The 24,846-nt window shown below is 74.9% G+C and carries 24 protein-coding genes; 12 read left to right on the plus strand and 12 right to left on the minus strand.

All coding sequences use genetic code 11. The features are described from left to right. The 3 genes from ABT006_RS18255 to ABT006_RS18265 all read right to left on the minus strand — a co-directional run. On the minus strand, positions 1–383 hold a 383-nt coding region (locus tag ABT006_RS18255; RefSeq protein WP_350707768.1), incomplete at its 3' end, for a hypothetical protein. A gap of 136 nt (positions 384–519) precedes the next feature. After that, positions 520–831: a hypothetical protein gene (locus ABT006_RS18260; RefSeq protein ID WP_350707770.1), complete on the minus strand. Its 312-nt coding sequence runs from the start codon at positions 829–831 to the stop codon at positions 520–522. 267 nt (positions 832–1,098) lie between these two features. Continuing rightward, on the minus strand, positions 1,099–1,974 hold the full coding sequence (locus tag ABT006_RS18265) for a hypothetical protein (protein WP_350707772.1): 876 nt from the start codon (positions 1,972–1,974) through the stop codon (positions 1,099–1,101). 135 nt (positions 1,975–2,109) lie between these two features. Between ABT006_RS18265 and ABT006_RS18270 the strand changes: the two genes are divergently transcribed. Next, a complete protein-coding gene (locus ABT006_RS18270) occupies positions 2,110–4,005 on the plus strand; it encodes a sigma-70 family RNA polymerase sigma factor (RefSeq protein WP_350707774.1) in 1,896 nt (631 codons plus the stop codon). 383 nt (positions 4,006–4,388) lie between these two features. Here the strand turns inward: ABT006_RS18270 and ABT006_RS18275 are convergent, their stop codons facing one another. After that, positions 4,389–4,976, minus strand: coding sequence for a GNAT family N-acetyltransferase (locus tag ABT006_RS18275; protein WP_350707776.1), 588 nt, complete (start codon positions 4,974–4,976; stop codon positions 4,389–4,391). A gap of 120 nt (positions 4,977–5,096) precedes the next feature. Here ABT006_RS18275 and ABT006_RS18280 point away from each other — a divergent pair, with 120 nt between their 5' ends. Further along, positions 5,097–5,894: an alpha/beta fold hydrolase gene (locus tag ABT006_RS18280; RefSeq protein WP_350707778.1), complete on the plus strand. Its 798-nt coding sequence runs from the start codon at positions 5,097–5,099 to the stop codon at positions 5,892–5,894. A gap of 83 nt (positions 5,895–5,977) precedes the next feature. Here the strand turns inward: ABT006_RS18280 and ABT006_RS18285 are convergent, their stop codons facing one another. Both ABT006_RS18285 and ABT006_RS18290 read right to left on the minus strand, forming a co-directional pair. Next, the gene (locus ABT006_RS18285; RefSeq protein ID WP_350707780.1) at positions 5,978–6,718 is read right to left on the minus strand and encodes an SDR family NAD(P)-dependent oxidoreductase; all 741 of its coding nucleotides are present in this window, start codon (positions 6,716–6,718) and stop codon (positions 5,978–5,980) included. A 110-nt stretch (positions 6,719–6,828) separates the two neighbouring features. Next, positions 6,829–7,410, minus strand: a complete 582-nt coding sequence (locus tag ABT006_RS18290; protein WP_350707781.1) for a dihydrofolate reductase family protein — start codon at positions 7,408–7,410, stop codon at positions 6,829–6,831. Between the two features lie 75 nt (positions 7,411–7,485). Here ABT006_RS18290 and ABT006_RS18295 point away from each other — a divergent pair, with 75 nt between their 5' ends. Together ABT006_RS18295 and ABT006_RS18300 are read left to right on the plus strand one after the other, a co-directional pair. Next, positions 7,486–8,067, plus strand: a complete 582-nt coding sequence (locus ABT006_RS18295) for a TetR/AcrR family transcriptional regulator (RefSeq protein ID WP_350707783.1) — start codon at positions 7,486–7,488, stop codon at positions 8,065–8,067. 137 nt (positions 8,068–8,204) lie between these two features. Further along, a complete protein-coding gene (locus ABT006_RS18300; RefSeq protein ID WP_350707785.1) occupies positions 8,205–9,350 on the plus strand; it encodes a polysaccharide pyruvyl transferase family protein in 1,146 nt (381 codons plus the stop codon). 54 nt (positions 9,351–9,404) lie between these two features. On the opposite strand, the gene ABT006_RS18305 is transcribed toward ABT006_RS18300, so the two are convergent. Next, a complete protein-coding gene (locus tag ABT006_RS18305; protein WP_350707787.1) occupies positions 9,405–9,611 on the minus strand; it encodes a DUF8847 domain-containing protein in 207 nt (68 codons plus the stop codon). Positions 9,612–9,729: 118 nt separating this feature from the next. On the opposite strand from ABT006_RS18305, the gene ABT006_RS18310 reads away from it, so the two are divergent. Further along, on the plus strand, positions 9,730–10,251 hold the full coding sequence (locus ABT006_RS18310) for a DinB family protein (protein ID WP_350707788.1): 522 nt from the start codon (positions 9,730–9,732) through the stop codon (positions 10,249–10,251). 38 nt (positions 10,252–10,289) lie between these two features. Here the strand turns inward: ABT006_RS18310 and ABT006_RS18315 are convergent, their stop codons facing one another. Together ABT006_RS18315 and ABT006_RS18320 are read right to left on the minus strand one after the other, a co-directional pair. Beyond that, complete coding sequence (locus tag ABT006_RS18315) at positions 10,290–11,162, minus strand: carbohydrate kinase family protein (RefSeq protein WP_350707790.1); 873 nt, start codon at positions 11,160–11,162, stop codon at positions 10,290–10,292. Between the two features lie 59 nt (positions 11,163–11,221). Next, positions 11,222–13,405 carry a N,N-dimethylformamidase beta subunit family domain-containing protein gene (locus ABT006_RS18320; protein WP_350707792.1) on the minus strand — a complete coding sequence of 728 codons (2,184 nt, stop codon included), beginning with the start codon at positions 13,403–13,405 and terminating at the stop codon, positions 11,222–11,224. A gap of 229 nt (positions 13,406–13,634) precedes the next feature. Between ABT006_RS18320 and ABT006_RS18325 the strand changes: the two genes are divergently transcribed. Both ABT006_RS18325 and ABT006_RS18330 read left to right on the plus strand, forming a co-directional pair. After that, positions 13,635–16,919 (plus strand): SNF2-related protein, encoded by a 3,285-nt coding sequence (locus ABT006_RS18325; protein ID WP_350707794.1) that lies wholly within the window; start codon positions 13,635–13,637, stop codon positions 16,917–16,919. After that, a complete protein-coding gene (locus ABT006_RS18330) occupies positions 16,916–17,986 on the plus strand; it encodes an SWIM zinc finger family protein (protein WP_350707796.1) in 1,071 nt (356 codons plus the stop codon). Before ABT006_RS18325 ends, ABT006_RS18330 begins: the two co-directional genes overlap by 4 nt. 116 nt (positions 17,987–18,102) lie before the next feature. Here ABT006_RS18330 and ABT006_RS18335 read toward each other — a convergent pair whose 3' ends face one another. The 3 genes from ABT006_RS18335 to ABT006_RS18345 all read right to left on the minus strand — a co-directional run bounded on the left by ABT006_RS18335 (position 18,103) and on the right by ABT006_RS18345 (position 19,819). Next, positions 18,103–18,360 (minus strand): DUF3040 domain-containing protein, encoded by a 258-nt coding sequence (locus ABT006_RS18335; RefSeq protein WP_111132775.1) that lies wholly within the window; start codon positions 18,358–18,360, stop codon positions 18,103–18,105. A 452-nt stretch (positions 18,361–18,812) separates the two neighbouring features. Next, on the minus strand, positions 18,813–19,028 hold the full coding sequence (locus ABT006_RS18340; RefSeq protein ID WP_350707797.1) for a hypothetical protein: 216 nt from the start codon (positions 19,026–19,028) through the stop codon (positions 18,813–18,815). 119 nt (positions 19,029–19,147) lie between these two features. Next, entirely contained in the window at positions 19,148–19,819 is a 672-nt protein-coding gene (locus ABT006_RS18345) for a bifunctional DNA primase/polymerase (RefSeq protein WP_350707799.1), read from the minus strand. A gap of 242 nt (positions 19,820–20,061) precedes the next feature. On the opposite strand from ABT006_RS18345, the gene ABT006_RS18350 reads away from it, so the two are divergent. From ABT006_RS18350 to ABT006_RS18370, 5 genes are all read left to right on the plus strand, one after another. After that, positions 20,062–21,291, plus strand: coding sequence for a helix-turn-helix domain-containing protein (locus ABT006_RS18350; protein ID WP_350707801.1), 1,230 nt, complete (start codon positions 20,062–20,064; stop codon positions 21,289–21,291). 16 nt (positions 21,292–21,307) lie between these two features. Further along, the gene (locus ABT006_RS18355) at positions 21,308–21,880 is read left to right on the plus strand and encodes a flavoprotein (RefSeq protein ID WP_350707802.1); all 573 of its coding nucleotides are present in this window, start codon (positions 21,308–21,310) and stop codon (positions 21,878–21,880) included. A gap of 173 nt (positions 21,881–22,053) precedes the next feature. Continuing rightward, positions 22,054–22,884, plus strand: coding sequence for a Nif3-like dinuclear metal center hexameric protein (locus tag ABT006_RS18360; protein WP_350708021.1), 831 nt, complete (start codon positions 22,054–22,056; stop codon positions 22,882–22,884). Next, the gene (locus tag ABT006_RS18365) at positions 22,881–23,618 is read left to right on the plus strand and encodes a zinc ribbon domain-containing protein (RefSeq protein ID WP_350707804.1); all 738 of its coding nucleotides are present in this window, start codon (positions 22,881–22,883) and stop codon (positions 23,616–23,618) included. The genes ABT006_RS18360 and ABT006_RS18365 overlap by 4 nt, the downstream gene beginning before the upstream one ends. Before the next feature lie 3 nt (positions 23,619–23,621). Then, the gene (locus ABT006_RS18370) at positions 23,622–24,845 is read left to right on the plus strand and encodes a bifunctional RNase H/acid phosphatase (RefSeq protein ID WP_350707806.1); all 1,224 of its coding nucleotides are present in this window, start codon (positions 23,622–23,624) and stop codon (positions 24,843–24,845) included. The last annotated feature ends 1 nt before the right edge of the window (position 24,846 follow it).

Raw genomic sequence — 24,846 nt, forward strand, 5'->3', positions numbered from 1 at the left:
GGGAAGTAGGTGGAGTCCTTGGCTTTGAAGTCGTCTTCTGACATGCCCCAGTGCACCCATTGTGTGCCGTCGCCGGGGCGCCATACGGCGGCGAACTTTCCGTCCTTGATCAGGAGGGTGGTGATGCGGAGTCCTTGTGGGAAGTAGGTGGAGTCCTTGGCTTTGAAGTCGTCTTCTGACATGCCCCAGTGCACCCATTGTGTGCCGTCGCCGGGGCGCCATACGGCGGCGAACTTCCCGTCCTTGATCAGGAGGGTGGTGATGCGGAGTCCTTGTGGGAAGTAGGTGGAGTCCTTGGCCTTGAAGTCGTCCTCCGACATGCCCCAGTGCACCCACTGCGTGCCGTCGCCCGGGCGCCACACAGTTGTGAAGGCATCGGTCATGGTGTCCCCCCTGTCAGGCGGTGGGTAAGGCGGTCGGCTCTATCGCGCCTCCTCTTCGCGTCCCGAGGCGTCTTGGACCCTGGTGGCGGCGGTGGGGCTGGGTCGAGCATCGTTCCCGGGCCGCATTCGGCGCCCATCATGACGAAACCTTCTTCGCCTCTTCCAGTGCCTTCTCGTACTCCTTCTTGGCTACCGTCAGTCTCGCCTGAAGTTCGAGCATGGCGTCGCGCCGCTGCTCGGCGGTTTCACCCGGCCTCACCTGACCCAGCAAAGCCTTGACCGACGGCGTGTTCATGGCTGGGGTGTAAGGGTTTTCGGGATTCAGGAGATGCTCGACATGGTTGAGCGCCATCGAGATGGTCTGGACTCTTTCGAGAGCTTGCAGCAGCCTGTTCTGCGCCTCCTGCTCCGCGGGGCTGAGATCTACCTCGTCCGAATCTGAGTCCATGAGCGCTCATCCTTACCGTGAGGACTGTTCGCAGGCCAATCGGTTGCGGTTGTCGTCCGAGTTTAAGAACTTTTCATCGGATCCACGTGACAACGGCCGTTTGTCCGACGCGGCGACATGAATCCACGGCGGCCCGGGCGCGCGGAGTTCAGGGACGAGCGGCGAGGGGGCCACAGGGGCCCACACGGACCAGCACGCGCAGCGGACCGCCGGATCACCGGCGGCCCGCTGCGTCTCAGCTCGTCGTACCGCTGGGCAGGCCGGCGGTCAGCTCGCGCAGACGGCGTACGCCCGCACCTTCCAGTTGCTGCTGAAGCCGTCCTCGTCCTCCGCGGCGCTGACGGTCACGGTGGTCGAGGTCGTGGGCAGCATCTGGGTCAGGCGCACCTGGCCGTCGCCGCCGAGGATCTCGCCGCCCACTCCGTGCACCCGGGTGCCGGGCGGGCAGGTGGCCACGGCCGACCGGGTGGCGGCGGAGTTGTAGAGGCTGTCGTTGATGACGCGCTGCTCACCGGGCAGCGGGTCGGCGCAGATCGCGGTGGCGTCCAGCCACCACGTGCCGGCGAAGCCGGTGCCGTCCTCGGCACCCGCCACCACGACGCTGTTCTGGTGGATGCGCAAATCCTCCAGGACGACCTCGCTGTTCGACGCCCCGACGACCGCGCCACCGACCCCGATGGCGTGCTTGCCGGGCGGGCAGGACTTCTCGAACCAGTTCGATGTGCCGAAGCTGCTGGGCGCCGAACTGCCGGACACGGTCACCAGACCCGCGGGCGCGGGGGCGCACACCGCGCTCGCCGTGACCGCCCAGTCGCCGCCGACCCCGTTCTCGTCCTCACGGCCGGTCACCGAGTACGTGTTGCCGTCGACCAGCGGTCGCATGATGTCCATGCCGACCTGCCCGAGGCCCGCGCCGGTGATCGCGCCGCCACCACCGATGACCTTGGTGCCGGACGGACACGTCGCGGGCTGCGACTTCGCGAAGGTGTTGCTGGGGCCGGTCGTCGTCTTGATGCTCAGGCCGGGCACCGCCGCCACCGGCCCGGTGAGGACCACCTGGCCGAGCACGAGCGCGCTCAGCGCCGCCCCACCCACGGCGGCCGTCCGACGCGACCACCGGGTGCGGTTCGATCCCTCTCGCATGATGTCTTTCCTTCCTGGGTTGTTCGTAGCGATGACACCGGTAGGAGCGCGGTGGGGTCGGGATGCCAACAGAAACTCCCGAAGAAAAAATTCGGCGGCTTTACTGGACGCGTCGAGGAGCAGCGAGGGACACGGATGGACACGGCGGCACAGGACGACACCGCACTGGTCGAGGCGGTGCGCCGCGGCGAGCGGGCCGGGCTGGAGGGCATGTACCGGCGGTACGCCGACCGGCTGTACACGTACGCCCGGACCATGCTGCGCGAGCCGGAGGCTGCCGCGGACGCCGTGCACGACGCCTTCCTCACCGCAAGCCAGCGCATCGGCCAGCTGCGGGAGCCCGACCGGCTGCGCTCCTGGTTGTACGCGATCGTGCGCAACGAATGCCTCCGGCAGCTCCGGGAGCGGGCCCGCTCCCTGCCGCTGGAGGAGGCCGACGAGCCGGTGGCCGACGCCGCCGACCCGGCCACGGGCGTCAACGCCGAGCAGGTACGCGACCTGGTGCACAGTGCCGCCGCCGCGCTGAACCCGGGCGACCGCGAGGTGGTCCACCTGGCCATCCGCCACGACCTGTCGTCCGCCGACATCGGCGCGGCCCTCGGAGTGCCCGCGAACCACGCGCACGCCCGCCTGTCGCGCGCCCGTTCGCAGCTCGAACGGGCGCTGGGGGCGCTGCTGGTGGCCCGTACCGGGGCCCGGGACTGCCCCACCCTCGCCGGCCTGATCGACGGCTGGCAGGGTCGGCTCACGCCAACCCTGCGCAAGCGGGTCTCGCGGCACATCGAGAGCTGCGCGGTGTGCGGACTGCTCCGACGGGAACAGCTCAGCCCGTCCGCGCTGCTGTCGGCGTACACGGCGCCGGCCTTCCTGGTCGTTGCCGACACGGTGTGGCCGAGGCTGGCCGAGGTCTGCGCGACCGATGTCCTGGCCGGGACGGCGGACACTCCGGCGAGTTCGGTCACGGCCGACCCGGCGACCGATCCGGCGCGTGCGGCGGACCAGCCCTCCGTGGCGGAGGGTGCCGGGCCGGCGGACGGACCGGTCGACGGGCCCGCGCCGGCGGCCGGCGAGGCGGTGACCCCGGCTGACGGGGCGGTGACCCCGGGCGGCGAGACCGTGGCCCCGGCCGGCGAGGCGGCGCCGCCGGACGGTGCGGCCGTGACCCCGGGCGGTGGGGCGGTGACCCCGGGCGGTGGGGCCGTGGCCCCGGGCGGCGAGGCGGTGCCGCGCGGTGCGGTGGTGCCGGGCGGTGCGACGCACCGTGCGGCGGCGCCACGGTCCGGCCGGTCTCGTACCGTTCGGCCCGCCGCCGGTGCGGACCACGCGGTGCGGGCGACCCAACCGGGCCGCGACCCGCGCCGTCGGCGAATGGCCGCGACCACGGCTCTACTGATCCTTCTCGCCGTCCTCGGCACCTGGGCACTGACAACCGGTCGCCCGACCGCCGGCCGGGACGGCTCCGGCCGACCGGTGTCCGAGGCGCTCGCATCAGCGGCCGGTGGCCCGGCGGAGCCCGCCGTCGCGTCGCTGCCGTCCGGCACGGCCATGCCAGCCGGCACGCCGGGGCCGGCCGGCGCCACCGGTGCGACATCCGGGACCGCTGCCGGGCCAGCGGGTGGCGACGGGGCCGCCCGGACGGATGCGCCCGCCGCGCCCGACGTCGTGCCGGACGGCTCCGCACCGGCAACCTCCAGACCACCGACCGTGCCCCGGCCGACCGGCACACCGCAGGTCGCCGCGCCGTTCACCGTTTCCGCCACCGCGCGGGTGCGGTGTGGCGCGGACACGTACAGCCTCACGGTGCAGGCCACCGGCAGCGCCGCGCTCAGCGGTGCCGAGATTCGCTGGACACCCACCGGGGGCAGGACGTCGGTCCGGGCCATGACGACGGACGGATCGGCCGCGCGGGTGACCGTCGGGCGGCTGCGGGCGCCGACGCTGACCTGGTCGGTAAGGGCGACCACAGCGGACGGCCGCACGGCGCGGAGCGCGACCTACACGGTCACCGATCCGTGTGTGCGACCGGGATAGCCGGGACGGCGCCTGCGCGGGCCGGAAGCGGGGATTGGCATACGGTGCCGGGTGGTGACCCTGAGGCTCGAGCCGATGACCGACAGGCAGTACCTCCGCTACCGGGAGCGGCGGAGGAAAGCTACGCGCGGAACATCTGCGATTCCGGGGCGATGCCGCTGCCGGAGGCGCGCCGAAGGCGCAGGAGGACTACGGGACACTGCTGCCCGACGGCCTGGCGACGGAGCGTCTTCGGCTTCAACCTTCCCGCCCGCGTTGTACGAACAGATGGGCTTCGAGGTGACGGCTCTCCGGATGCGCAAGCGGCTGTAGCCGGGAAGGCCGGTACGACGGTGCCGGCCGGCCCTCCGGTACGTGGCCCGTGACCCCTCGGCCCGGCCGGTTCAGATCCCGCGACGCGCGGCCCACTCGTCGGCGAGCATTGCGAAGACGAGTTCGGTGCTCCACCCGCCCTTGAAGAACTCGTTCTCGACCAGGCGGGCCTCCTGCCGCATCCCCAGCCGGCGCGCCAGCCGCGCCGACGGGTCGTTGCGCTCGTCGACCCGCGCGACGACGCGGTGCAGGCCGAGGTCCTCGAAGCCGAGGCGGAGCAGGGCCCGCGCCGCCTCGGTGGCGTAGCCGTGGCCGCCGAAGGCGGGATTCACCGCGTAGCCGAGTTCGCCGCTCGCGTGCACGCGGCTGTGCCAGAACAGCACCACGTCGCCCACCAGCTCGCCGGTGTCGGCGACCTCGACGCCGAGCGTCAGCGCCTGCCCCTCGTCGGTGAGTTCCCGGCGCGCCCACACGGACGAGATCCGGTCGACGACCACCTGGCGGGTCATCGGCTCGAAGGGCACGTAGCGGCACACGTCCGGTCGGCTGCGGTAGGCGAGCAGCGCGTCGACGTCACCGCCGGTCAGCGGCCGCAGCAGCAGCCGCTCGGTGCGGACCGGGTACTGCGGACGTAGGGCGACCTGCGTGGGAACGGACATCGCGTCATCGTGCCACCGCCTCGCCCCGTACGCCGCCCGCAGGGCCGGGGCGCACAGCTCCTCGGCCGCCCCGCCGCCGGACGGCCGGCGGATGGCGTACCGACGGGGTTGGATGAGGGGATGAGCTACGCGAAGGTCAACGGGCTGCGCCTGTGGTGGGAGGAACACGGCGAGGGCCGGCCGTTGCTGCTGTTGCACGGCGGCTTCGGGGCGGTGGAGATGTTCTCGGCGATCCTGCCGGCCCTGGCCGCGCGTCGCCGGGTGATCGCGGTCGACCTCCAGGGGCACGGGCGCACCGCCGACGTCGACCGTCCGCTGCGTTTCGAGTCGATGGCCGACGACGTCGCGGCGCTTGTCACCCGGCTCGGCCTGGCCGAGGCCGACCTGCTGGGTTATTCGCTCGGCGGCGGGGTGGCGCTGCGTACCGCGATCCAGCATCCGGCGCTGGTGCGCCGGCTGGTCGTCGTCTCCGCGCCGTGCCGGCGGCAGGGCTGGTATCCGGAGGTGCTGGCGGGCATGCCCGAGCCCGACGAGGAGGCGGGCGAGCGGATGCGCGGCACGCCGCCGCACCAGCTCTACACGCGGATCGCGCCCCGGCCCGAGGACTGGCCCACGCTCTGGGCGAAGACGGGCGAGCTGCTGCGGCGCGACTACGACTGGTCGGCCGAGGTGGCCGCCCTCGTCGCGCCCACGCTGCTCGTCTTCGCCGACGCCGACTCGGTCAGCACCGCGCACATGGTGGAGTTTTTCGGGCTGCTCGGCGGTGGCCACCGGGACGCCGGCTGGGACGGCGCCGACCGGCCGGCCTCCCGGCTGGCCGTGCTGCCCGGGCTCACCCACTACGACGTCGCGGCCTCGCCGGCGCTGCCGGCCGCGGTCCTGCCGTTCCTGACCCATCCCGTGGCGACGCCCGGCTGACGCCGGGACCCGTCGGGCCGGGCCGGGCGCGGACCGGGGCCGGGCGCGGCGGGACCGGGAGTACCGCCGCGCCCGGCGGCGGGTCAGCTGGTGAAGCCGCCGTCCACGTTGACCACCGCCCCGGTGACGTAGCCGGCCTCCGGGCTGGCCAGGTGCGCGACGGTCGCGGCGATGTCGGCCGGCGCGGCGTAGCGGCCGAGGGCGGTGAAGCCCGCGATCGCGGCGGCGTTCGGCCCGTCCGCCGGGTTGGCGTCGGTGTCCGTCGGCCCCGGATTCACCAGGTTGGCCGTGATCCCGCGCGGGCCGAGTTCCCGGGCGAGGCCCCGGGTCAGGCCGACCAGCGCGGTCTTGCTCATCGAGTAGAGCGACAGGCCGGGGAAGACGGCCCGCTCCCCGACGTTGCTGCCGATGTTGATGATCCGGCCGCCCTCGGTGAGGTGGCGCGCGGCGGCCTGCGCGGCGAGGAAGGGGGCCCGGACGTTGACCGCGAGCGTCCGCTCCACCTCGTCGTCGCCCAGTTCCGTGACCGGGCCGACCAGGAAGACCCCGGCGTTGTTGACCAGGATGTCCAGCCGGCCCAGCGCCGCGGCCGTCCGGTCGACCGCGTCGCGGACGGCGGCCGGGTCGGCGCTGTCGGCCCGGACCGCCAGCGCCCGCCGGCCGAGCGCCTCGACCTGCTTGACCACCACCGCCGCCCGGTCGGTGGAGTGCTCGTACGTGATCGCCACGTCGGCCCCGTCCTGCGCCAGGCGCAGGGCGACGGCGGCGCCGATGCCCCGGGCGCCGCCGGTGACCAGGGCGACCTTTCCGTTCAGTGTCGTCATGCCAATGATCGTCGCCGGGGCGGCCGATCCCGGTCTGGCGGCGATCGGACGCCTCGTTCCGGAGCCGACGCGGGGTCCGGTTCCCGCGTCCGCCCCCTCCGGCGGCCCGGTTACCCGGCTTCGGTGGGGCGGGCGTAGTGGAGGATGACGACGCCACTGTCGAACGGGCGGGTGCCCACCAGGTCGAACCGGCGCGGGTCGAATCCGCGGTCGGCGAGCGGGATGCCGCTGCCGATCACGTACGGGTTGAGCTTGATGATCAGCTCGTCGACCTCGGGCAGGAGCTGGCCGGCGAGCTGGCCGCCGCCGCAGAGCCAGATGTCGCGGCCGGGCCGGCGCTTCAGCTCGCGGACGAACTCGACCGGGTCGGTGGAGACGATCTCCACCTCCGGCTCGGCGGCCGGGGGCAGGGTGCGGGAGAAGACGTACTGCTTCAGGTGGGCGTACGGGCTGGTGACGCCGATCTTGAGGGCCGGGTCGTAGGTGGCCCGGCCCATCACCAGGGCGTCGAAGCGGCCCTTTGGCTCGTCGATGCCGAACTGCGGGTGGGTGAACGTGGGGAGCGTCTGCGACCAGTTCGCCGCCAGGTGCGCGGCTAGGTCGGCGTCCAGACGGAAGAAGTCGGGCGACCCGTCGGGGGCGGCGATGAAGCCGTCGAGGGTGCTGGCGATGTAGTACACGAGCTTGCGCAAACCGGTTCCCCAATCACTACTGGTGTCGTGGATGACTGTACTACAGCCGTCGTGGATCCTGCTAGGGTTCTTCTCATGGCGCGGAACGTGGAGCGGCGGACGGCCCTGGCGGACGCGGGGCTGCGGGTGCTGGCGGCGACCGGGGCGCGGGGGCTCACCCACCGGGCCGTCGACGCCGAGGCGGGCGTGCCTACGGGCACCGCCTCCAACTACTTCCGCTCGCGCGACGCCCTGCTCGGCGCGCTCGGCGAGCGGATCATGGAGCGGTTCGCCCCGGACGAGGAGGTCCTGGCCGAGCTGGGCGCCCGCGAGCCGTCGCTGGAGCTGTTCGTCGACTACCTGCGGTACATCGTCGAGCGGACCACCCGGCAGCCCGACCTCACCCGGGCCCTGATCGAGCTGCGGCTGGAGGCGGTCCGCCGCCCCGACCTGGCCCGGGTCCTCGGCGACACGCTGCGCCGGGGCTACCGCGACGACGTCGCGTTCCACGTCGCGTCCGGGTTGCCGGGCGGCGCGTTCGAGGTCGCCCTGCTGCACTACGCCATGGACGGGCTGCTGCTCGATCTGCTCAGCACGTCCATCGACGCCGGTTTCGACCCCGACGAGGTGGTCGTGGCGTTCGTGTCCCGGCTGGTGGGCGGCGCGACCGACCGGTGACCCACGGAACGTGACCACGCCCGGACACCGGGGACCGGACGCGACGGGGCGCGTCGCCCCGCCCGGGTCGGTCGCCCAGGAGTGTTCCCCGGCGCAGCGGGAATCCGTCCCCGGACGCACCTGGGGAGGAGCGACCGATGACGCGTGGCGGCGGACTGACGATCGGCGTGCTCGGCTCGTACGGGGGCCGCAACCTCGGCGACGAGGCGATCCTGACCGGGCTCCTGGCCGACCTGCGGGAGCAGGAGCCGGACGGGCGGATCATCGTCTTCTCCCGTAACCCCGAGCACACCCGGGTCGCCCACCCCGACGTCGAGGCGGTGCCGTGGGAGGGGATCAGCCGCACCGACTCCGCGCTGGTCCTGGGCCAGCTCGACGTGCTGATCCTGGGCGGCGGCGGCATCCTCTACGACCGGGAGGCCCGCCGCTACCTGCGGGTGGTCCGGGTCGCCCAGGAGCGCGGGCTGCCGTTGCTGACGTACGCGGTGGGGGTCGGGCCGCTCAGCGAGAGCATCGACACCGGGATGGTGCGGGAGACGCTGGCCAGCGCCGCCCAGGTGACCGTGCGGGACCAGGAGTCCCGGATGGTGCTGGAGGAGGCGGGGCTGCTCAACCCGATCACGGTCACCGCGGACCCGGCGTTCCTGCTCGAACCCGAGGACTTCCCGGCGGAGCTGCTCCGCGAGGAGGGCGTGCCGGCGGGGAAGCGGCTGGTCGGGATGAGCGTACGGGAGCCGGGCCGGGCCGCCGAGCGGCTCGACGTCGACGGCTACCACCGCCTGCTGGCCCAGATCGGCGACTTCCTCGTGCACCGGATCGACGCGTACGTGCTCTTCGTCCCGATGGAGCGCGACGACATCCGGCACTCCCACGGCGTGTTGTCGCACATGACCGCCGCCGAGCGGGGCCGGATCCTGCACGGCAGCTATCAGCCCGAGCAGGTGCTCGGGCTGATGCGTCACTTCGACCTGGCCGTCGGCATGCGACTGCACTTCCTGATCTTCGCCGCGATGGTCGGCACGCCGTTCCTGCCGCTGCCGTACGCCGGCAAGGTTTTCGACCTGGCCCAGCGGCTCGGTGTGCCGGCGCTGCGGGGCGTGGAGCGGGAGGTGGAGGGCCCGCTGCTGGCCGAGGTCGACCGGCTCTGGGACGAGCGGGAGAAGCGGGCCGAGGCCACCGCCCGGCGGGTGGCCGGCGTGTGCGACGAGGCCCGGGGGACCTCGCAGGTCACCCGGGCGGTGCTGGAGAGCCTCCGCGCCCGCACCCTGAGCGGGGTGTCCTGAGGCGGCGACGCCCACCGGCCCCGGCCCGCCGCCGAACCCGGGCCCCGGGCCGGCTCAGACCGCCGGCCCGCGCCAGCAGTAGCGCCACCCGTCGGCCCCGGCATCCACGGACTCCAGCTCGTAGATCTCCGCCTCGGCCAGCCCTTCCGGGCCGAGGTGGTGGTGGGTCAGCGGCGGGCGGCCGTTCGTGTCCAGTTCGACGGTGACCGTCTCGCCGTCGGCCGTGCCACCCACCAGCGGGATTTCTGCCGTTGATGCCATGCGCCCATCCTGCCCCGCCCGGCCCGACCCCGCAGCGGATAGCGCGGCAGCGCGCGGGCCCGCCGGACGGCACGGCGAGGGGCAGCGCGCCGGCCCGCCGGACGACTAGGGTCCGCGGATGGCGGAGATTCCGATCGACCCCACGCTCGGCCCGGTGCTGGCCCGTACGGGCGACGAGCGGGCCGTGCTCGAAGCGTTCCTCGACTTCCACCGGGGAGTGCTGCTGCGCAAGCTGCGCGGGCTCTCCGACGCCGACGCGGCCCGCCGGCTGGTGCCCTCGGCCACCACCGTCGCCGGCCTCGTCAAGCACCTGACCCTGGTGGAGCGGAACTGGTTCCCGTGCCTGCTCGCCCCCGGCCCGGACGACGTCTACCTCACCTCCGAGGAGGACGCGTCGGCGAGCTTCGCGCTGACGGCGGAGGACACCGTCGAGCGGCTCGCCGGGGCGTACGAGCGGGCGTGCGCCCGGTCCCGGGAGGTCGCCGGGCGGTTCGACCTCGACCACGTCGTCCCGCACCCGCAGCTCGGCGAGGTCTCGCTGCGCTGGATCCTGGTGCACATGGTCGAGGAGACCGCCCGGCACGCCGGGCACGCCGACATCCTCCGCGAGCTGACCGACGGCGCCACCGGCGCCGTCTGACGGCCACCCGGGGAGGCGGTGCCGCCCGCCCCCTGACGTCAGGGGCGTGGCAGCAGGCCGGCCGGGTACTCCATGCCGTCGTGGGTGCAGGCCGCCGCCGCGACCCGGACCCCGTACGCCGCCGCGGCGGCCGGCGGCACGCCGCGCAGCCGGGCGGCGATCACGCCCGCCGCGAACGCGTCCCCGGCGCCGTTGGTGTCGACGACCGGGGCGGGCGCCTCGGCGGCGGGCACCCGGGTCGGCCCGCCGTCGCCGGTGTGCAGGTCGGCGCCGTCCGCCCCGTGGGTCACCAGCACCGTGCGGGGCGCCAGCGCGGCGGCCAGCGCGTCGGAGCCCGCGCCCAGCCGGACCCCGCTGACGAAGACCACGTCGGCCGCCTCGGCGAAGGGGCGGTGGTAGGGGTTCTCGCCGTCCCAGTCGTGCAGGTCGGTGGAGAGGGCGGCCCCGTCGGCGAGCCCGGCGCGCAGGTCGGGCAGCAGGGGAGGGACCCAGTCCATGATCGACAGATGCACGTGCGCCGAGTCGCGGGCCAGCGCCGCCAGCTCGGCCGCCGCGAACGGGGCCGGCCCCCGCCACGGACGCGGGTCGTAGAGCGACATCCGCCGCCCCGCCGGGTCCACCATGTTCACCGACCGCCGCGTGCCGGCCGGGGCGTCGCCGAGCACGGCGTGCACACCGGTGCGGGCCAGCGCCGCCCGGACGACGTCCCCGGCCGGGTCCGCGCCGAGGATGTCGACCACCGCCACCCGGAGCCCGAGCGCGTGCGCGGCGAGCGCCAGCCCGGAACCGGTGTTGCCGATCCGCAGCTCGATGGGGTCGACGGTGACGGAGTCCGCGGCGGGCAGCGGGATCGCGGGCACCCGCACCCGCACGTCCACGCCGAGGCCGCCGATCACGAGGAGGTCGAACATTCGGCCGACCCTAGTCGGAGCGGGTCGGCAGGGCGCTGCCGGCCGACCCGCTCCGGGGGTCACTCCAGCGGCTGGGGTTCGAGCTGGTCGGGCGCGGGGGCGGTGCGCTGCCGCGGCGCCGTCGTCCGGCGGACCGCCGGGCCCTCGGCCAGCGCGAGGTCGAAGACGTTGCGGAAGAGCCGGGACATCGCCGCGTCGGTCGCCAGCGCCCCGGCGAAGGTGATCGAGGACGCGCTGAAGACGAAGCCACCGTTGGGCTTCTCGACCAGCACCATGGCCGCGCCCCCGCCGGTGTTCTGCCCCCGGGCGATGACCTCGGTCGAATCGGCCTCGCCGTCCAGGCCGAGCATGGCGTCGGTCTCCCAGCCGCTGGCCGCGCCGTTGTAGCCGGCGAGGCCGAAGCGGCTGCCCACGGTCAGGCCGGTGCCGGCCAGCAGCTTGTGGTCGCGCAGGACCGCGTACGGGGCGAAGGTGAACCAGCTGGCGCTGGTGTAGTTGACCCCGACGAGTTGCGAGGCGGGCAGGCCCAGCGAGTTGTAGGTGTCCCGCCGCCCCTCCGGGGTGCGGAACGTGACGGCGCTGCGGTCCGCGCTGAACCGCACCCGCTCGTAGAGACCGTTGCCGCCGGCGTAGATCACCCGGCCGCCGCCGGCGAGGTAGTCGGCGAGGTGCTGGCGCATCTCCTCCGACCAGTACTCGGGGTGGCTGCCGAGCACCAGCACCCGGTACCGGGCCAGCCAGCCGCCGGAGACGTGCAGGTCGGTGTCGTCGTAGCAGTCGAACTCCAGCCCCTGCCGGGTCATCCAGCGCATCAGCAGCACGTCCGACCAGAGGGTGTGCTCCAGGTTGCCGGTCGCCTCGACGTTCAGCTCCGTCGACGGCCGGCGCAGCGAGAACGTGCGTGTCCCCGCCATGTCCCCGCAGTACTGGTAGTGCCCGCCCCACGTGTTGTACGCGTGGTAGGTGTTCGTCGGCAGCAGCATCGCGATGTCGTGCCGGGGCGTCGCCGGCTTCACCACGAACGGCACGTGCCGGCGCAGCTTGTGCGGGCCCTCGAGCCGGGCCGCGTACAGGCCGGACGGCCAGCTCTCGGGGATCGACAGCGTCAGCGTGTCCGACCAGTCGCAGCCCGACTGGAGGTAGCCGGTCGGCAGCACCTGGAGTCTGCCCGTCACGCCGGTCGGCTCCTTCACCACCTCCGGCGCGCCCTCGCTCGGCGCCACCCGTACGACCGACGCGGTGAGCGTCGGGAAGGTGGTGGAGACCGCGATCCGGGCGGTCGAGCCGGCGGTCACGGTCGGCGTCCGCGCGTACCCCTGGAGGGCGGCCTGGCTCTGCAGGGTGAAGCCGCTGCCGACGGTGCGGCCGGAGCCGCCGTTGGCCCAGGTCGCCCGCCGGTCGGTGCCCGCCTTGGACCAGTTGGTGATCCGGTAGGTGACCAGGCTGCCGGTGGCGCGCCGGGTGGGGTCGCTCGGCTGCACGCCGTAGAGGGTGCCCTGCCCGACGCAGATCAGCCCGTTGATGGTCAGCTCGTTGAAGCCGTTGCCGATCCGGATGCCGGAGCCGGCCGCCCACCTGCCGCCGCCCAGGTGCTGGTACCAGTAGATGGCGCCGTGCCGGTACGCGTAGATCACCCCGGAGCCGTCCGCCACGCCCTGGAAGCTCTTGAAGCCCCGGGTGATCCGGCTGCCGCCGGTCCACTTCCCCGTCGACGGGGTGTACTGGTAGCCGTACAGGTCGCCCTCGGCGTCGACCCCGTAGACCGTGCCGCCGAAGCCGAACAGGCGGGGGAACTTCTGGAAGCCGCTGCCGATCTGCCTGCTGCCGCTCCAGTAGCCGGCCCCGGTGGTGTAGTTGGTGCAGACGTAGCGGTAGTAGTGGATCGTGCCGTCCGCCCGCACCCCGTAGAGCGAGCCGTCGGCGCTGCCGAGGACCGTGCGGAACTGGTGCCAGCCCGAACCGATCTTGCGGCCGGAGCCGGTGGCCCATCCGGTCACGCCGGTCTGCCAGCCCCAGTGCCGGTACCAGAGCAGCGATCCGTCGGCCTGGATGGCGAAGATGACCCCGTTACCGCCGCCCACGAGCTGGATGAAGCGCTGCTCGGGGTCGTAGCCGGGACCGTCGGCCCGGGCGGGGGCGGCGGGCGCCGCGAGCACCGAGGGCGTGGCGGTGGCCGCGGCCAGCGCGCCACCCGAGGCCAACACACGACGTCGGGTGATCCGACGGTGGACGCGCAGTGACATTTGCGAAGAACCTTCCCCGTTGTCGAGCCAGCGCAATCTAGCCGTCGGCCGAGGGCCGCGGGGGGAGGGGTGAGGGGGTGGCGCCGAAAGTCGTTCGGAAAACGGCAGAGACCGACCGATCGGACGATCCGGGCCCGTCCGGCGCCTCCGGTCACACCGGGCACGGCGTGCGCGCCGGGGTCGCGGCCGGCCCGATATCCTCGCCGAGTCGTCACGAGGAGGGGGACGCGTGCTGGTCGTCCACGGGGTGTGGCGGTGGGGCGTCGGGCTCGCCGTCTGGGCCGAGGACAGCACGCTGCCGGCCCGCGCGCCACGCCGCCCCGGCCGGGCGCCCCGGGAGCGGCCGCACCCGTTCGCGGCCGGCCACCCGACGCTGGCCGCCGCGCTGGCCGAGGCGGCCGATCCGGCCGACCTCGGCACGGCGCTGCTCACCCTCCCCACCCGGGCCGGCTCGCCGCTGGACTCGCCGGAGCTGGTCCGCACCGCCGTCGCGGAGCCGGTCCGTGGGCCGGTCACCCTCGCCGGGTGGCGCGTTCCCGTCCTCCGGTACGCCCCGGACGCCGCCCTGGCCCTGCTGCGCGGGCTCGACGGGCTGGCCGTCGTGCCCGGCGCGACCCTGCGTCACCTCGCCGAGCTGGCCGACTTCGCGGTCGAGCTGGCGGCCCGGGGCCGGGTCCTGCCCGGCCTCGCCGCCCCGGCGTCGGCGGGCTCCACCGACGGCGCCCCCGCGCCGACCGGGCGGCCCGAGGGCGCGGGCAGGTCGGGGAAAGCCGGCCACGACGGCACGCGCCGTCGCGCGTCGCAGGGCGGCGACTGGTCCACCGTGGACGAGCAACAAGTGCGGGTCGCCGCCCGGGCGGTGTGGCGCCCCCTGCTGACCGGCACGGACGCGGCCTGGGCGCGGGCGCTGGCGCTGGCCCTGCCGCCGGCCGCGCGCGCCACCGCCGACGCGCCGGCCCGCCCGCGCGCCGCCGCCGACGCGCCGGCCCGCCCGGGCGCCACCGGCGACGACGGGCCGGGCATCGACGACGGGCCGGGTGAGCTGGTCGCCGACGCGCTCGACGCGCTCACGGACGCCGCGGTCCGGGTGGCGCTCGCGGAGACCGCGCTGGCCCGGGGCGTACGCCCGAACGGCGCCGTGCCGGCCTGGCTGGCCGCCCTCTCCGGACCGGTCCGGGACTTCACCGCCGAGCCGGCCGCGCTGGAGACCCTCCGTGCCGAGCTGGCCGCCTGGCAGCGCGACGCGGCCGGCGGTGCGGTGCGGGCGAGCTTCCGCCTGGTCGAGCCGCCCGCCGACGAGATCGCCGAGCCGGTCGTCGTGGTGCCGGCCGACCCGGCGGCACCGGTCGCGACGAGCGGGACGTGGCGGGTCGAGTTCGGGCTCCAGGCGGCCGACGAGCCGAGCCTGCACGTGGACGCCGGGCAGGTCTGGCGGGCGCCGGAGACCGTCGCCGGGCTGGCCGGCCGGCGGGACGACCCGCAGGAGACCCTGCTCGCCGAGCTGGGCCGGGCCAGCCGGCTCTGGCCCGAGCTGGACACCGCCCTGCGCACCGCGACGCCGGAGGCGCTGGAGCTGGACGTCGAGGGCGCGCACCGGTTCCTCCGCGAGGGCGCACCGGTGCTGCACGCCGCCGGCTTCGCCGTGCTGCTGCCGTCCTGGTGGCGGCGCCCGTCGTCGCGGCTGGGCGCCCGGTTGCAGGCCCGCAGCCGGACCGCTCCCGGCACCGTCGCCGCAGGCGGCGGAGTCGGGCTGGACGCCCTGGTCGACTACCGCTGGGAGGTGGCCCTCGGCGACCAGCCACTGACGGCCGAGGAGTTGGCGTCGCTGGCCGCGCTGAAGACCCCGCTGGTGCGGCTGCGCGGGCGGTGGGTGGAGCTGGACCCGAAGCGCCTCGCGGCCGGCCTGCGGCTGCTCCGGTCCTCCGGCGAGCTGACCGTCGCCGACCTGCTCCGCCTGGGCCTGGCCGACGGCGGTCAGCCCGACGCCCTGCCCGTGCTGGAGGTGAGCGCGGACGGGGCGCTCGGCGACCTGCTGGCCGGGGCGGTGGAGCGGCGCCTCACCCCGCTCGATCCGCCGCCCGGGTTCCACGGCACGCTGCGGCCGTACCAGCGGCGGGGGCTGGCCTGGTTGGCGTTTCTGCAGTCGCTCGGGCTCGGCGGGGTGCTCGCCGACGACATGGGGCTCGGCAAGACGGTGCAACTGCTCGCCCTGCTCGCGCAGGACCCGCCGGAGGCCGGCCCGACGCTGCTGGTCTGCCCGATGTCGCTGGTGGGCAACTGGCAGCGGGAGGCGTCCCGGTTCACGCCGGAGCTGCGCGTACACGTGCACCACGGCGCGGAACGGGCGCGGGGAACGGCGTTCGCGACGGCCGTGCACGAGGCGGACCTGGTCGTCACCACCTACTCCGTGGCGGCCCGGGACGCGGTCGACCTGGCCGGCATCGACTGGCACCGGGTGGTGGTCGACGAGGCCCAGGCGATCAAGAACGCGGCCACCCGGCAGGCCGAGGCGGTCCGGGCGCTGCCCGCCCGGCACCGGATCGCTGTGACCGGCACGCCGGTGGAGAACCGGCTGGCCGACCTCTGGTCGATCATGCAGTTCGCCAACCCGGGCCTGCTGGGCCCGGCGGCGACCTTCAAGAAGGCGTACGCGGAGCCGATCGAGCGGCACGGCGACGCCGAGGCGGCCGAGCGGTTGCGCCGGATCACGGGCCCGTTCGTGCTGCGCCGGCTCAAGACCGACTCCTCGATCATCTCCGACCTGCCCGAGAAGCTGGAGATGGAGGTGCTCTGCAACCTCACCGCCGAGCAGGCGTCGCTCTACCGGGCGGTGGTCGACGACATGCTGGCCCGCATCGAGTCCAGCGACGGCATCGAGCGGCGCGGGCTGGTGCTGGCCACCATGACCCGGCTCAAGCAGGTCTGCAACCACCCGGCCCAACTGCTGCGTGACGGGTCGGCGCTGGACGGCCGCTCCGGCAAGCTGGCCCGGCTGGAGGAGATCCTGGACGAGGTCCTGGCGGCGGGGGAGCGCGCCCTGCTGTTCACCCAGTACGCCGAGTTCGGCGGCATGCTGCGCGGCCACCTGTCGGCCCGGTTCGGCCGGGAGGTGCTCTTCCTGCACGGCGGCGTCGGCAAGGCCGACCGGGACGCGATGGTCACCCGGTTCCAGTCCCCGGACGGGCCGGCGATCTTCGTGCTGTCGCTCAAGGCCGGCGGCACCGGGCTCACCCTCACCGAGGCCAACCACGTGGTGCACGTCGACCGGTGGTGGAACCCGGCCGTCGAGGACCAGGCCACCGACCGGGCCTTCCGGATCGGCCAGCGGCGCCGGGTGCAGGTCCGCAAGTTCGTCTGCGCCGGCACGGTGGAGGAGAAGGTGGCGGCGCTGATCGCCGACAAGCGGAGCCTGGCCGCCTCCGTCGTCGGCACCGGGGAGCAGTGGGTCACCGAGCTGTCCACCGCGCAGCTGCGCGAGCTGTTCACCCTGGAGGCCGGGGCGGTGGTGGAGTGAGCGGGCAGCGCGAGCGCGACGGCGGGGCGACCGGCAGGTTCGCCGACTACGGCCGGCCGCGCCGGGTCGACGGCGGGCTGCGGGCCCGCAGTACCCGGGGCGCCATCGGCCGGTCCTGGTGGTCGCGGCGCTTCCTGGAGGTGCTGGAGTCGTTCGCCCTCGGCACCCGGCTGACCCGCGGCCGGTCGTACGCGCGGGCCGGCCAGGTCGTCCGCCTGGACGTCGCGCCGGGCACCGTCAGCGCCGTGGTGCAGGGCTCCCGCGCGCAGCCGTACGAGGTGAGCATCGCGCTGACCCCGTTCCCGCCGGAGCTGTGGTCCCGCGTCGAGGCGGACCTGGCCGCCCAGGCGTTCTTCAGCGCCCGGCTGCTCGCCGGCGACCTGCCCCCGGAGCTGGAGGAGCTGTTCGCGGCGGCCGGCGCCCCGCTCTTCCCGGCCGGCGTGGCGGAGCTGCGCCAGCGGTGCAGCTGCCCCGACTTCGCCGTGCCGTGCAAGCACCTCGCGGCCACCTTCTACCTGCTGGCCGAGGCGTTCGACGCCGACCCGTTCCAGCTGCTGCACTGGCGGGGCCGGGGTCGGGCCGAGCTGCTCGACCGGCTGCGCGCCCTGCGGGCCGGGACCGCCGCCGCCGACCTGCCGGCCGGCCCGTCCACCGTGCCGTCGGGCGGCGACGCCGCCTCCGGTCCGCCCACTCTGGAGCGCCGGGATGCCGGCCCTGGGCCGTCCACACCGGAGTCCCGCGATGCCGGCGGGTCGTCCGCCGGGCAGCGCCACGATGCCGGTGGCGGGCCGTCCATCGTGGACCAGCGCGGCCCCGGCGACCGGCGGGACACCGTGGACCCTCCGCCGGCCGGGGCCGCGCGGGCGCTCGCCGGCCTGCCGCCGGCGCCGCTGGCCGAGTCGGTCGACCGGTTCTGGCTGCCGCCCGTCCCGCTGCCCGACCGGCCGCCCAGTCTGGCGACCGGGCCCGACCTGCTGCTGCGGCAGCTCGGCGCGCCGGCCCCCGCCATCGGCGGGCCCGGCCTGGTCGAACGGCTGCGGCGGGCGTACCGGCTGCTCGGCCGGTGAGGAGGTCCTTCCCCTCCGCCGGATCGCCGGCCGTTGTCACCCTGCGCGGTGTCGGCGGCGCGGCACGGCCGCGCCGGCCGGCGGATCGCCGGCCCGTCGGGACCGTCGTCGCCCGGTCAAAGCCAGCGGCGGCGGAACCGCCACATGAGTGCGGCGTTGGCCACCAGCACCACCGCGCAGATGGCCCCCGCCAGCCGGCCGGCCAGCACGGTCATCGCCGGGAGCGAGGCCCACAGCACGATGGTCAGAAGCATCAGCCACCGGCTCCGGCGGGCCCGGGCCCGGTGGTCGAGCCGGGCGAAGAACGCCGGGTCACTCTCCCGGAGGTGACGGGTGATCTGCTCGAACCTGCGCTGATCCTCTTTGCTGAGCATGTGCCTTCCCCTCACGCGTTCAGCGGTTCGGCGGCATACCCGCTGCGGCGGCGGCTCACGCTCCCGTCCTGGTGCTACTTTGCCGCCCGCGCGGGCGGCGGCGTGCCGGGCCCGGGGAACGGGCGCTTCAGGGCACGCTTGTCCGCACCTCAAATTCGCCTGTGCCACTGAACGCGGCGGCAAACGTCGGCTGACCGGAAATCGTTACGTCCGACCCGTGGCGTGCCGCGTACGCCCTGCTCGGGAGGTCCGTGCCGGGGCGGGTGGAAACCCCTGCCCGCCGCGCCGTGCTCCACCGCCTTCCCCAAAACCCCTGACCCGCCCCCGCCCCGCTCGCTCGCGCGATCTTGCAGTTTCGGCCCTCGTTTCGCGCTGAATGGCCGGTATGCCCGGGCACAAAGCGCAAGATCGCCGGGCCGGGCTGGGGCGGCTCAGGGCGGGGGTGGGGTGGGCTAGCGGAAGGGGCGGTGGGTGGTGGCCGGGCGGGAGCCGACGGGGCGCGGGCGGCCCGGGCGGGAGCCGGCGGGGCGGGTGGCCGCCCAGCGGCGGCGCGGATTGTGGTGGCGGGGCGGCGGCTCGGCCCCGCCCGGCTGACGCGCGGTGTCGTCGGTGGACATGTAACCCCCCGCTCCCGGCGCGGACGCGCCGTCGCCGTGCTCAACGAGCACCGGCCCTCCGGCGTCGCGTCCGAGGCGCTCGGCGGGAACCGGGGCTTCGGCGTCGCGCCCGTCGCGTCCGAGGCGCTCGGCGGGAACCGGTGCTCCGTGCGGCCGTCGAGGGGAGGCGGTCACATGCCCCGGCGGGGGAGCGGCAGGTGCCCGGGGAGGAGGTCGGAGGTGAGCGTGACGCCGGTGGCCCGCAGGGCGTCGATCAGGGCGTTCTGCACCAGGTAGGAGTCCGGCAACTGCCAGCGGGCCTGCTCGGGTGCGACCGCCCAGCGGACGGTGCCCTCGGGCAGCCGGGTCGGCGGGGCCGGGATCCACGAGCCGGGGCCGTGCCGGACCACGTGGAAGCAGTGGTCCAACTCGGGGCGGAGCGGATCACCGGGGCGGACCAGGAACATCCAGCGGCCGGTCGGGGTCACCAGCACCGGCCCGCGTACGCCGACGCCGGCCGGGTGGGTCTGCACCGCGTCCAGGACGTGCCGACCGAGGTGCGTGGGGACCTCCAGCACGTCGAACGCCCGCCCGGTGGGCAGCAGCACGCCGTGCGGCCGGGTGCGCCACCAGGTTGCCACCCGCGCCGGGTCGGCGCTCGCCGCGTGCTCCCAGTTCTCCAGCGCCGGGTGGCAGCCGACCGTCGGACAACCGGCGCGCCCGCAGACGAAGCGGCTGCGGGCGAGGCAGGCGCCGGGGGTGACGTCCCAGCCGTGCGCCGCGTAGCGCACGGCCACCCGACGCAGCCGTACGCGCTCCAAGGGCGACAGTTGCACGACGCGCGGCCCGACATTCCCCCACATGTGCCATCTCCCTTCGCCGCCCGGTCGGCGTCCAGGTCGCATGTCGAGCACCGTCACTGCCGTAACCCGCGATCGTTGAGCTGACGAACGGCTCATGCAACTTGCACGAAATCTACGAGAACTGGCTGTACGGCTGACGTACACGCTGTGCGACCAGCGGAAACCTGAGGCGTACCGCGCGCCCGCAACCGCGATGGGTCGACCGGCCGCCGGCCGGGTTCGGACAGGGGAGGGATGGGCAGATGGACGAGTTACCCATAGGGCGGCGGGTGGCCTACTGGCGGGGGCGGCGCAAGATGTCCCAGCAGGTCTTCGCGGACCGGCTGGGCAAGTCGAAGAGCTGGGTGGACAAGGTCGAGCGCGGGGTGCGCCGGCTGGACAAGTTCTCCGTCCTCTACGAGATCGCCGACATCCTCCAGGTCGACGTGCAACTGCTGCTCGGCAAGGACCCGGAGCGGCGTACGGACGCGTTGAACTGCATCGACCAGGTCGAGGTGCAGGAGATCCGGGCGGCCCTGGAGCGGTACGACTCGATGAGCGCGTACTTCGACGCCGCGCCGTACCCGCCCCCGCTGGACGACATGCGCAAGGCCGTCAACCACGCCTGGCTGACCTACCAGTACGGCCGCTACGGGATGCTCACCCGGGCGCTGCCGAAGCTGCTGCGCGACGCCCAGGCCGCCGACGCCGGCTACGGCGGCGACGAGGGCCGGGAGGCGGCCCACCTGCTCGGTCAGGTCTACCAGATCGCCTCGTCGGTGCTGCGGAAGCTGGGCGAGTGCGACCTGGCCTGGCTGGCCGCCGACCGCTCGATGGCGGTCGCCCAGCGCGCCGACGACCCGCTGCTGGCCGGCATCGCCACCACCCGGGTCTGCAACGCGCTGGTGGCGATGGGTCGGCCCCGCCCCGCCCTCGAACTCAACGTCACCATCGCCAACCGGCTCGCCCCCGGCGGCAGCAACGAGGCGTCCCCGGCCCGCCTCTCGGTCTACGGGATGCTGCTGCTCCAGGGCGCGATGGCCGCCGCCCGGATCGGCGACTCCGCCACGGTCGGCGACCTGATCAACGGCGCGCAGGAGGCGGCGACCCTGCTGGGCGGCGACCACAACCACTACTGGACCTCGTTCGGGCCGACCAACCTGGAGCTGCACCGGGCAGCCGCCGCCGTCGAGCTGGGCGACGGGGGCCGCGCGGTGGAGGTCCACCAGCAGCGGATCCAGGAGCCGACGTTCAACGCGCTGCTGCCCGAGCGCCGGGCCCACCACCTGCTCGACATCGCCCGGGGCTTCGCCCAGGTCGGCGACGTCTCCAACGCCGGCGAGATGCTGCTGCGCGGCGACCGCCTCGCCCCGTCGGAGATCCGCTGCCGGCCGATCGCCCACGAGGTGATGGCGGACATCCTGCGTCGCACACGTGGTGCGCCGCCTTCTCCGATTGCGGAGTTGGCTGAGCACATGGGAGTAGGGGTATGAGCGCGGAGCCGGCCTGATGACCGGCCCGCACCCGAGCAGCGAGCGCCGCGAGGTGCTCTACGTCATCGCCTGCGGTTCGCCGCTGGCCCGCCACGTCGGCCGGCTCGTGGAGCTGGCCCAGCAGGACGGCTGGGACGTCTGCGTGGTCACCACGCCGGACGGCGCGAAGTTCGTCGACCGGGCCGCGCTGGCCCGGCAGACGGGGCACCCGGTCCGCACCCACTACAAGAACCCGGGTGACCTCGACGTGCTGCCGCCGGCGGACGCGATGATCGTCTGCCCGGCGACGGTCAACACGGTCAACAAGTGGGCGGCCGGGATCACCGACACGCTGGCCCTCGGGCTGCTGGTCGAGGCGCAGGGACTGGGGGTGCCGCTGGTGGCCGTGCCGTACACCAACGCGGCGATGGCGGCCCACCCGGCCTTCCGGGCCGGCATCGCCCGGCTCGCCGAGTGGGGGGTGACCGTGCTCTTCGGCGACCACGTCGTCCCGCTGCACCCGCCCGGCACCGGCGAGCGCCACGTGCACGCCTTCCCGTGGGCGACGGGCCTGGCCGCCGTCCGGGACCGGCTCTGCCCCGTCGCCTGACGCGCAAGGAGGTGGTCCCTTGCTGACGCTGTACGTCAGCAAGGGACCACCTGGCGCGCCCGGTAGTGGCGGGGACACGCCGTCGCGTCGGTGGGCGACGCCCCCGGCCACGGCCCGCGCCGGTAAGCTGGCCCGCCGTGAGCACCAACGCGGACCCGCCGACCGTCTCCGACGTGGTCGCCGAGCTGGAGCGGCGCTACCCGCCGGCGTGGGCCGAGGAGTGGGACCGGGTCGGGCTGGTGCTCGGCGAGCCGTGCGCCCCGGTGCGCCGGGTCCTCTGCGTGGTCGACGTGGTGCCCGAGACGGTCGCCGAGGCGCTCGACGCCGGCGTCGACATGATCGTCGCCCACCACCCGCTGCTGCTGCGCGGCGTCTCCTCGGTGGCTCCGACGACCTACAAGGGTCGGATCGTCCACCGGCTGATCAAGGCCGACGTGGCGCTGTACGTCGCGCACACCAACGCCGACGTGGCCGACCCGGGGGTCTCCGACGCGCTCGCCGCCCGGTTCGGGCTGACCGGGCTGCGCCCGCTGCACCGGCCCGCGCCCGGCTCGCCGGCCCACGGCGCCGGCCGGGGAATCGGCCGGATCGGCGAGCTGCCGGAGCCGATGACCCTGGCGGAGCTGACCCGGCACGCCGCCACGGTGCTGCCCGCCACGGCCTGGGGAGTTCGCGCCGCCGGGGACCCCGGGCGTATGGTTCGAACCCTCGCGGTCAGCGGCGGCGCGGGGGACGCTTTCCTCGCCGACGCGACCGCCGCCGGGGTGGACGCGTTCCTCACCGCCGACCTGCGGCACCACCCGGCGGGCGAGCACCTCGCCGCCGACGGCCCGGCCCTGCTCGACGCCGCCCACTGGGCGACCGAACGACCGTGGCTGGACGACCTGGCCGCCATCCTGCGGGAGGCGACGGGCGTCGAGACGCTGGTGTCCGACCTGGACACCGACCCGTGGACCGTACACGCCGCCCCACCCGCGGTGGACGACAAGGAGCCCCGACCGTGAAGGCTGACCCGCAGGTCCAGCGCCGCCTGCTCGACCTCCAGGCGATCGACACCACCCTCGCCCAGCTCGCCCACCGCCGCCGCACGCTGCCGGAGCGGGCCGAGCTGGAGGCGCTGGCCCGGGAGCTGTCCGCGCTGGAGGACGAGCGGGTCCGCGCCCAGGTGGCGGTCGACGACCTGGACCGGGACATCGCCCGGCTGGAGAAGGACGTCGACCAGGTGCGCGCCCGCAAGTCCAAGAACGAGGACCGGCTGGCCGCCGGCACCGGCCCGGCCCGGGAGCTGGAGGCCCTCCAGCACGAACTGGCCTCGCTCAACCGCCGCCAGGGCGACCTGGAGGACGCCGAGCTGGAGCTGATGGAGCAGCGGGAGACCGCCCAGGGCGTGCTGGACGGCGTCGAGAAGCGGCTCGCCGAGGCCCGGGAGAAGCGGGACGCCGCCGAGCGGCGCCGCGACGAGCGCCTGGCCGAGATCGCCAAGGAGGAGGAGTTCAAGCGCGGCGCCCGCCAGCCGCTCGCGGTCGACCTCCCGGCCGACCTGGTCCAGCTGTACGACAAGATCCGCGAGGACTCGGGGCTCGGCGCGGCGCTGCTCACCGCCGGCCGGTGCGGCGGCTGCCGGCTGGACCTCTCGGGTGCCGACCTGGCCCGGATCCGCAAGGCGGCGCCGGACGAGGTCGTCCGCTGCGAGGAGTGCCGGCGCATCATGGTCCGCACCAACGAGTCCGGCCTGTAGCCGGTGGCGCCGCGCGTGGTCGTCGTCGAGGCCGACGGCGGGTCCCGGGGCAACCCCGGCCCGGCCGGCTACGGCGCGGTGGTCCGCGACCCGGGCACCGGTGAGGTGCTGGCCGAGCGGAGCGAGTCGATCGGCGTCGCCACCAACAACGTCGCCGAGTACCGGGGGCTGATCGCCGGGCTGGAGGCGGCCGCCGAGCTGGGCGCCAGCGAGGTCGAGGCCAGGATGGACTCGAAGCTGGTGGTCGAGCAGATGTGCGGCCGCTGGCAGACCAAGCACCCGGGGCTGCGCCCGCTCGCCGCGCAGGCCGCCGGCCTGGTGGACCGCTTCGCGGCGGTCCGGTTCAGCTGGATCCCCCGGGAGCGCAACCGGCACGCCGACGGCCTCGCCAACGCCGCCATGGACGCCGCCGCCGCGGGCCGCGTCCCGGCCCCGGCCCGGGTCGAGGCGCCGCGCGTCGTGGAGCCCCCGCGCGAGGTCGCCGGCCCCGATTCGGCCGCCCGGGCGAGGGCCCGCGAGGTGGCCGCCCGCGCCGCCTCGGCGGCGACCACCGGCACCGACCCGGCGACCGCGCCCGCCTCCTGGGAGCCGCGGCCGAGCTTCACCGCCACCCGGCTGATCCTGGTGCGGCACGGCGAGACCCCGTACACCGAACAGCGCCGCTACTCCGGCCGCGGCGACGTGCCGCTGTCCGAGCGGGGTCGGGCCCAGGCCCGGGCCACGGCCGCCCGGGTGGCCGAGCTGGCCCCGTCCGTCGCGGCCGTGGTCAGCTCGCCCCTGTCCCGGTGTACGCAGACCGCGGAGGCGATCGCCGGGGCGCTCGGCGGGGTGCCGGTCCGTCGGGAGGACGACCTCGTCGAGTGCGACTTCGGGGCCTGGGAGGGGCGTACCTTCGCCGAGGTCCGCGAGGAGTGGCCGGGGGAGATGGACGCCTGGCTCGCCTCCACGCGGGTGGCCCCGCCCGACGGGGAGTCGTTCACCGACGTCGCCGAGCGCTGCCGTCGCGCGGTCGACGGGCTGTGCCGCGCGTACCCCGGGGAGACCGTCGTGGTGGTCTCGCACGTCTCGCCGATCAAGCTGGTGCTGCGTGACGCGCTCGCGGCCGGCGACGGGTTCCTGCACCGGCTCTTCCTGGACGCCGCCGGCATCTCGGTGCTGGACATGTGGCCCGACGGCGGCGTCGCCGTGCGCACGGTCAACGACACCGCCCACCTTCCCGCCGACTGAG

Origin of the sequence: Micromonospora sp. NPDC002717, from assembly GCF_040295705.1 — a bacterium.
GTDB lineage: Bacteria > Actinomycetota > Actinomycetes > Mycobacteriales > Micromonosporaceae > Micromonospora.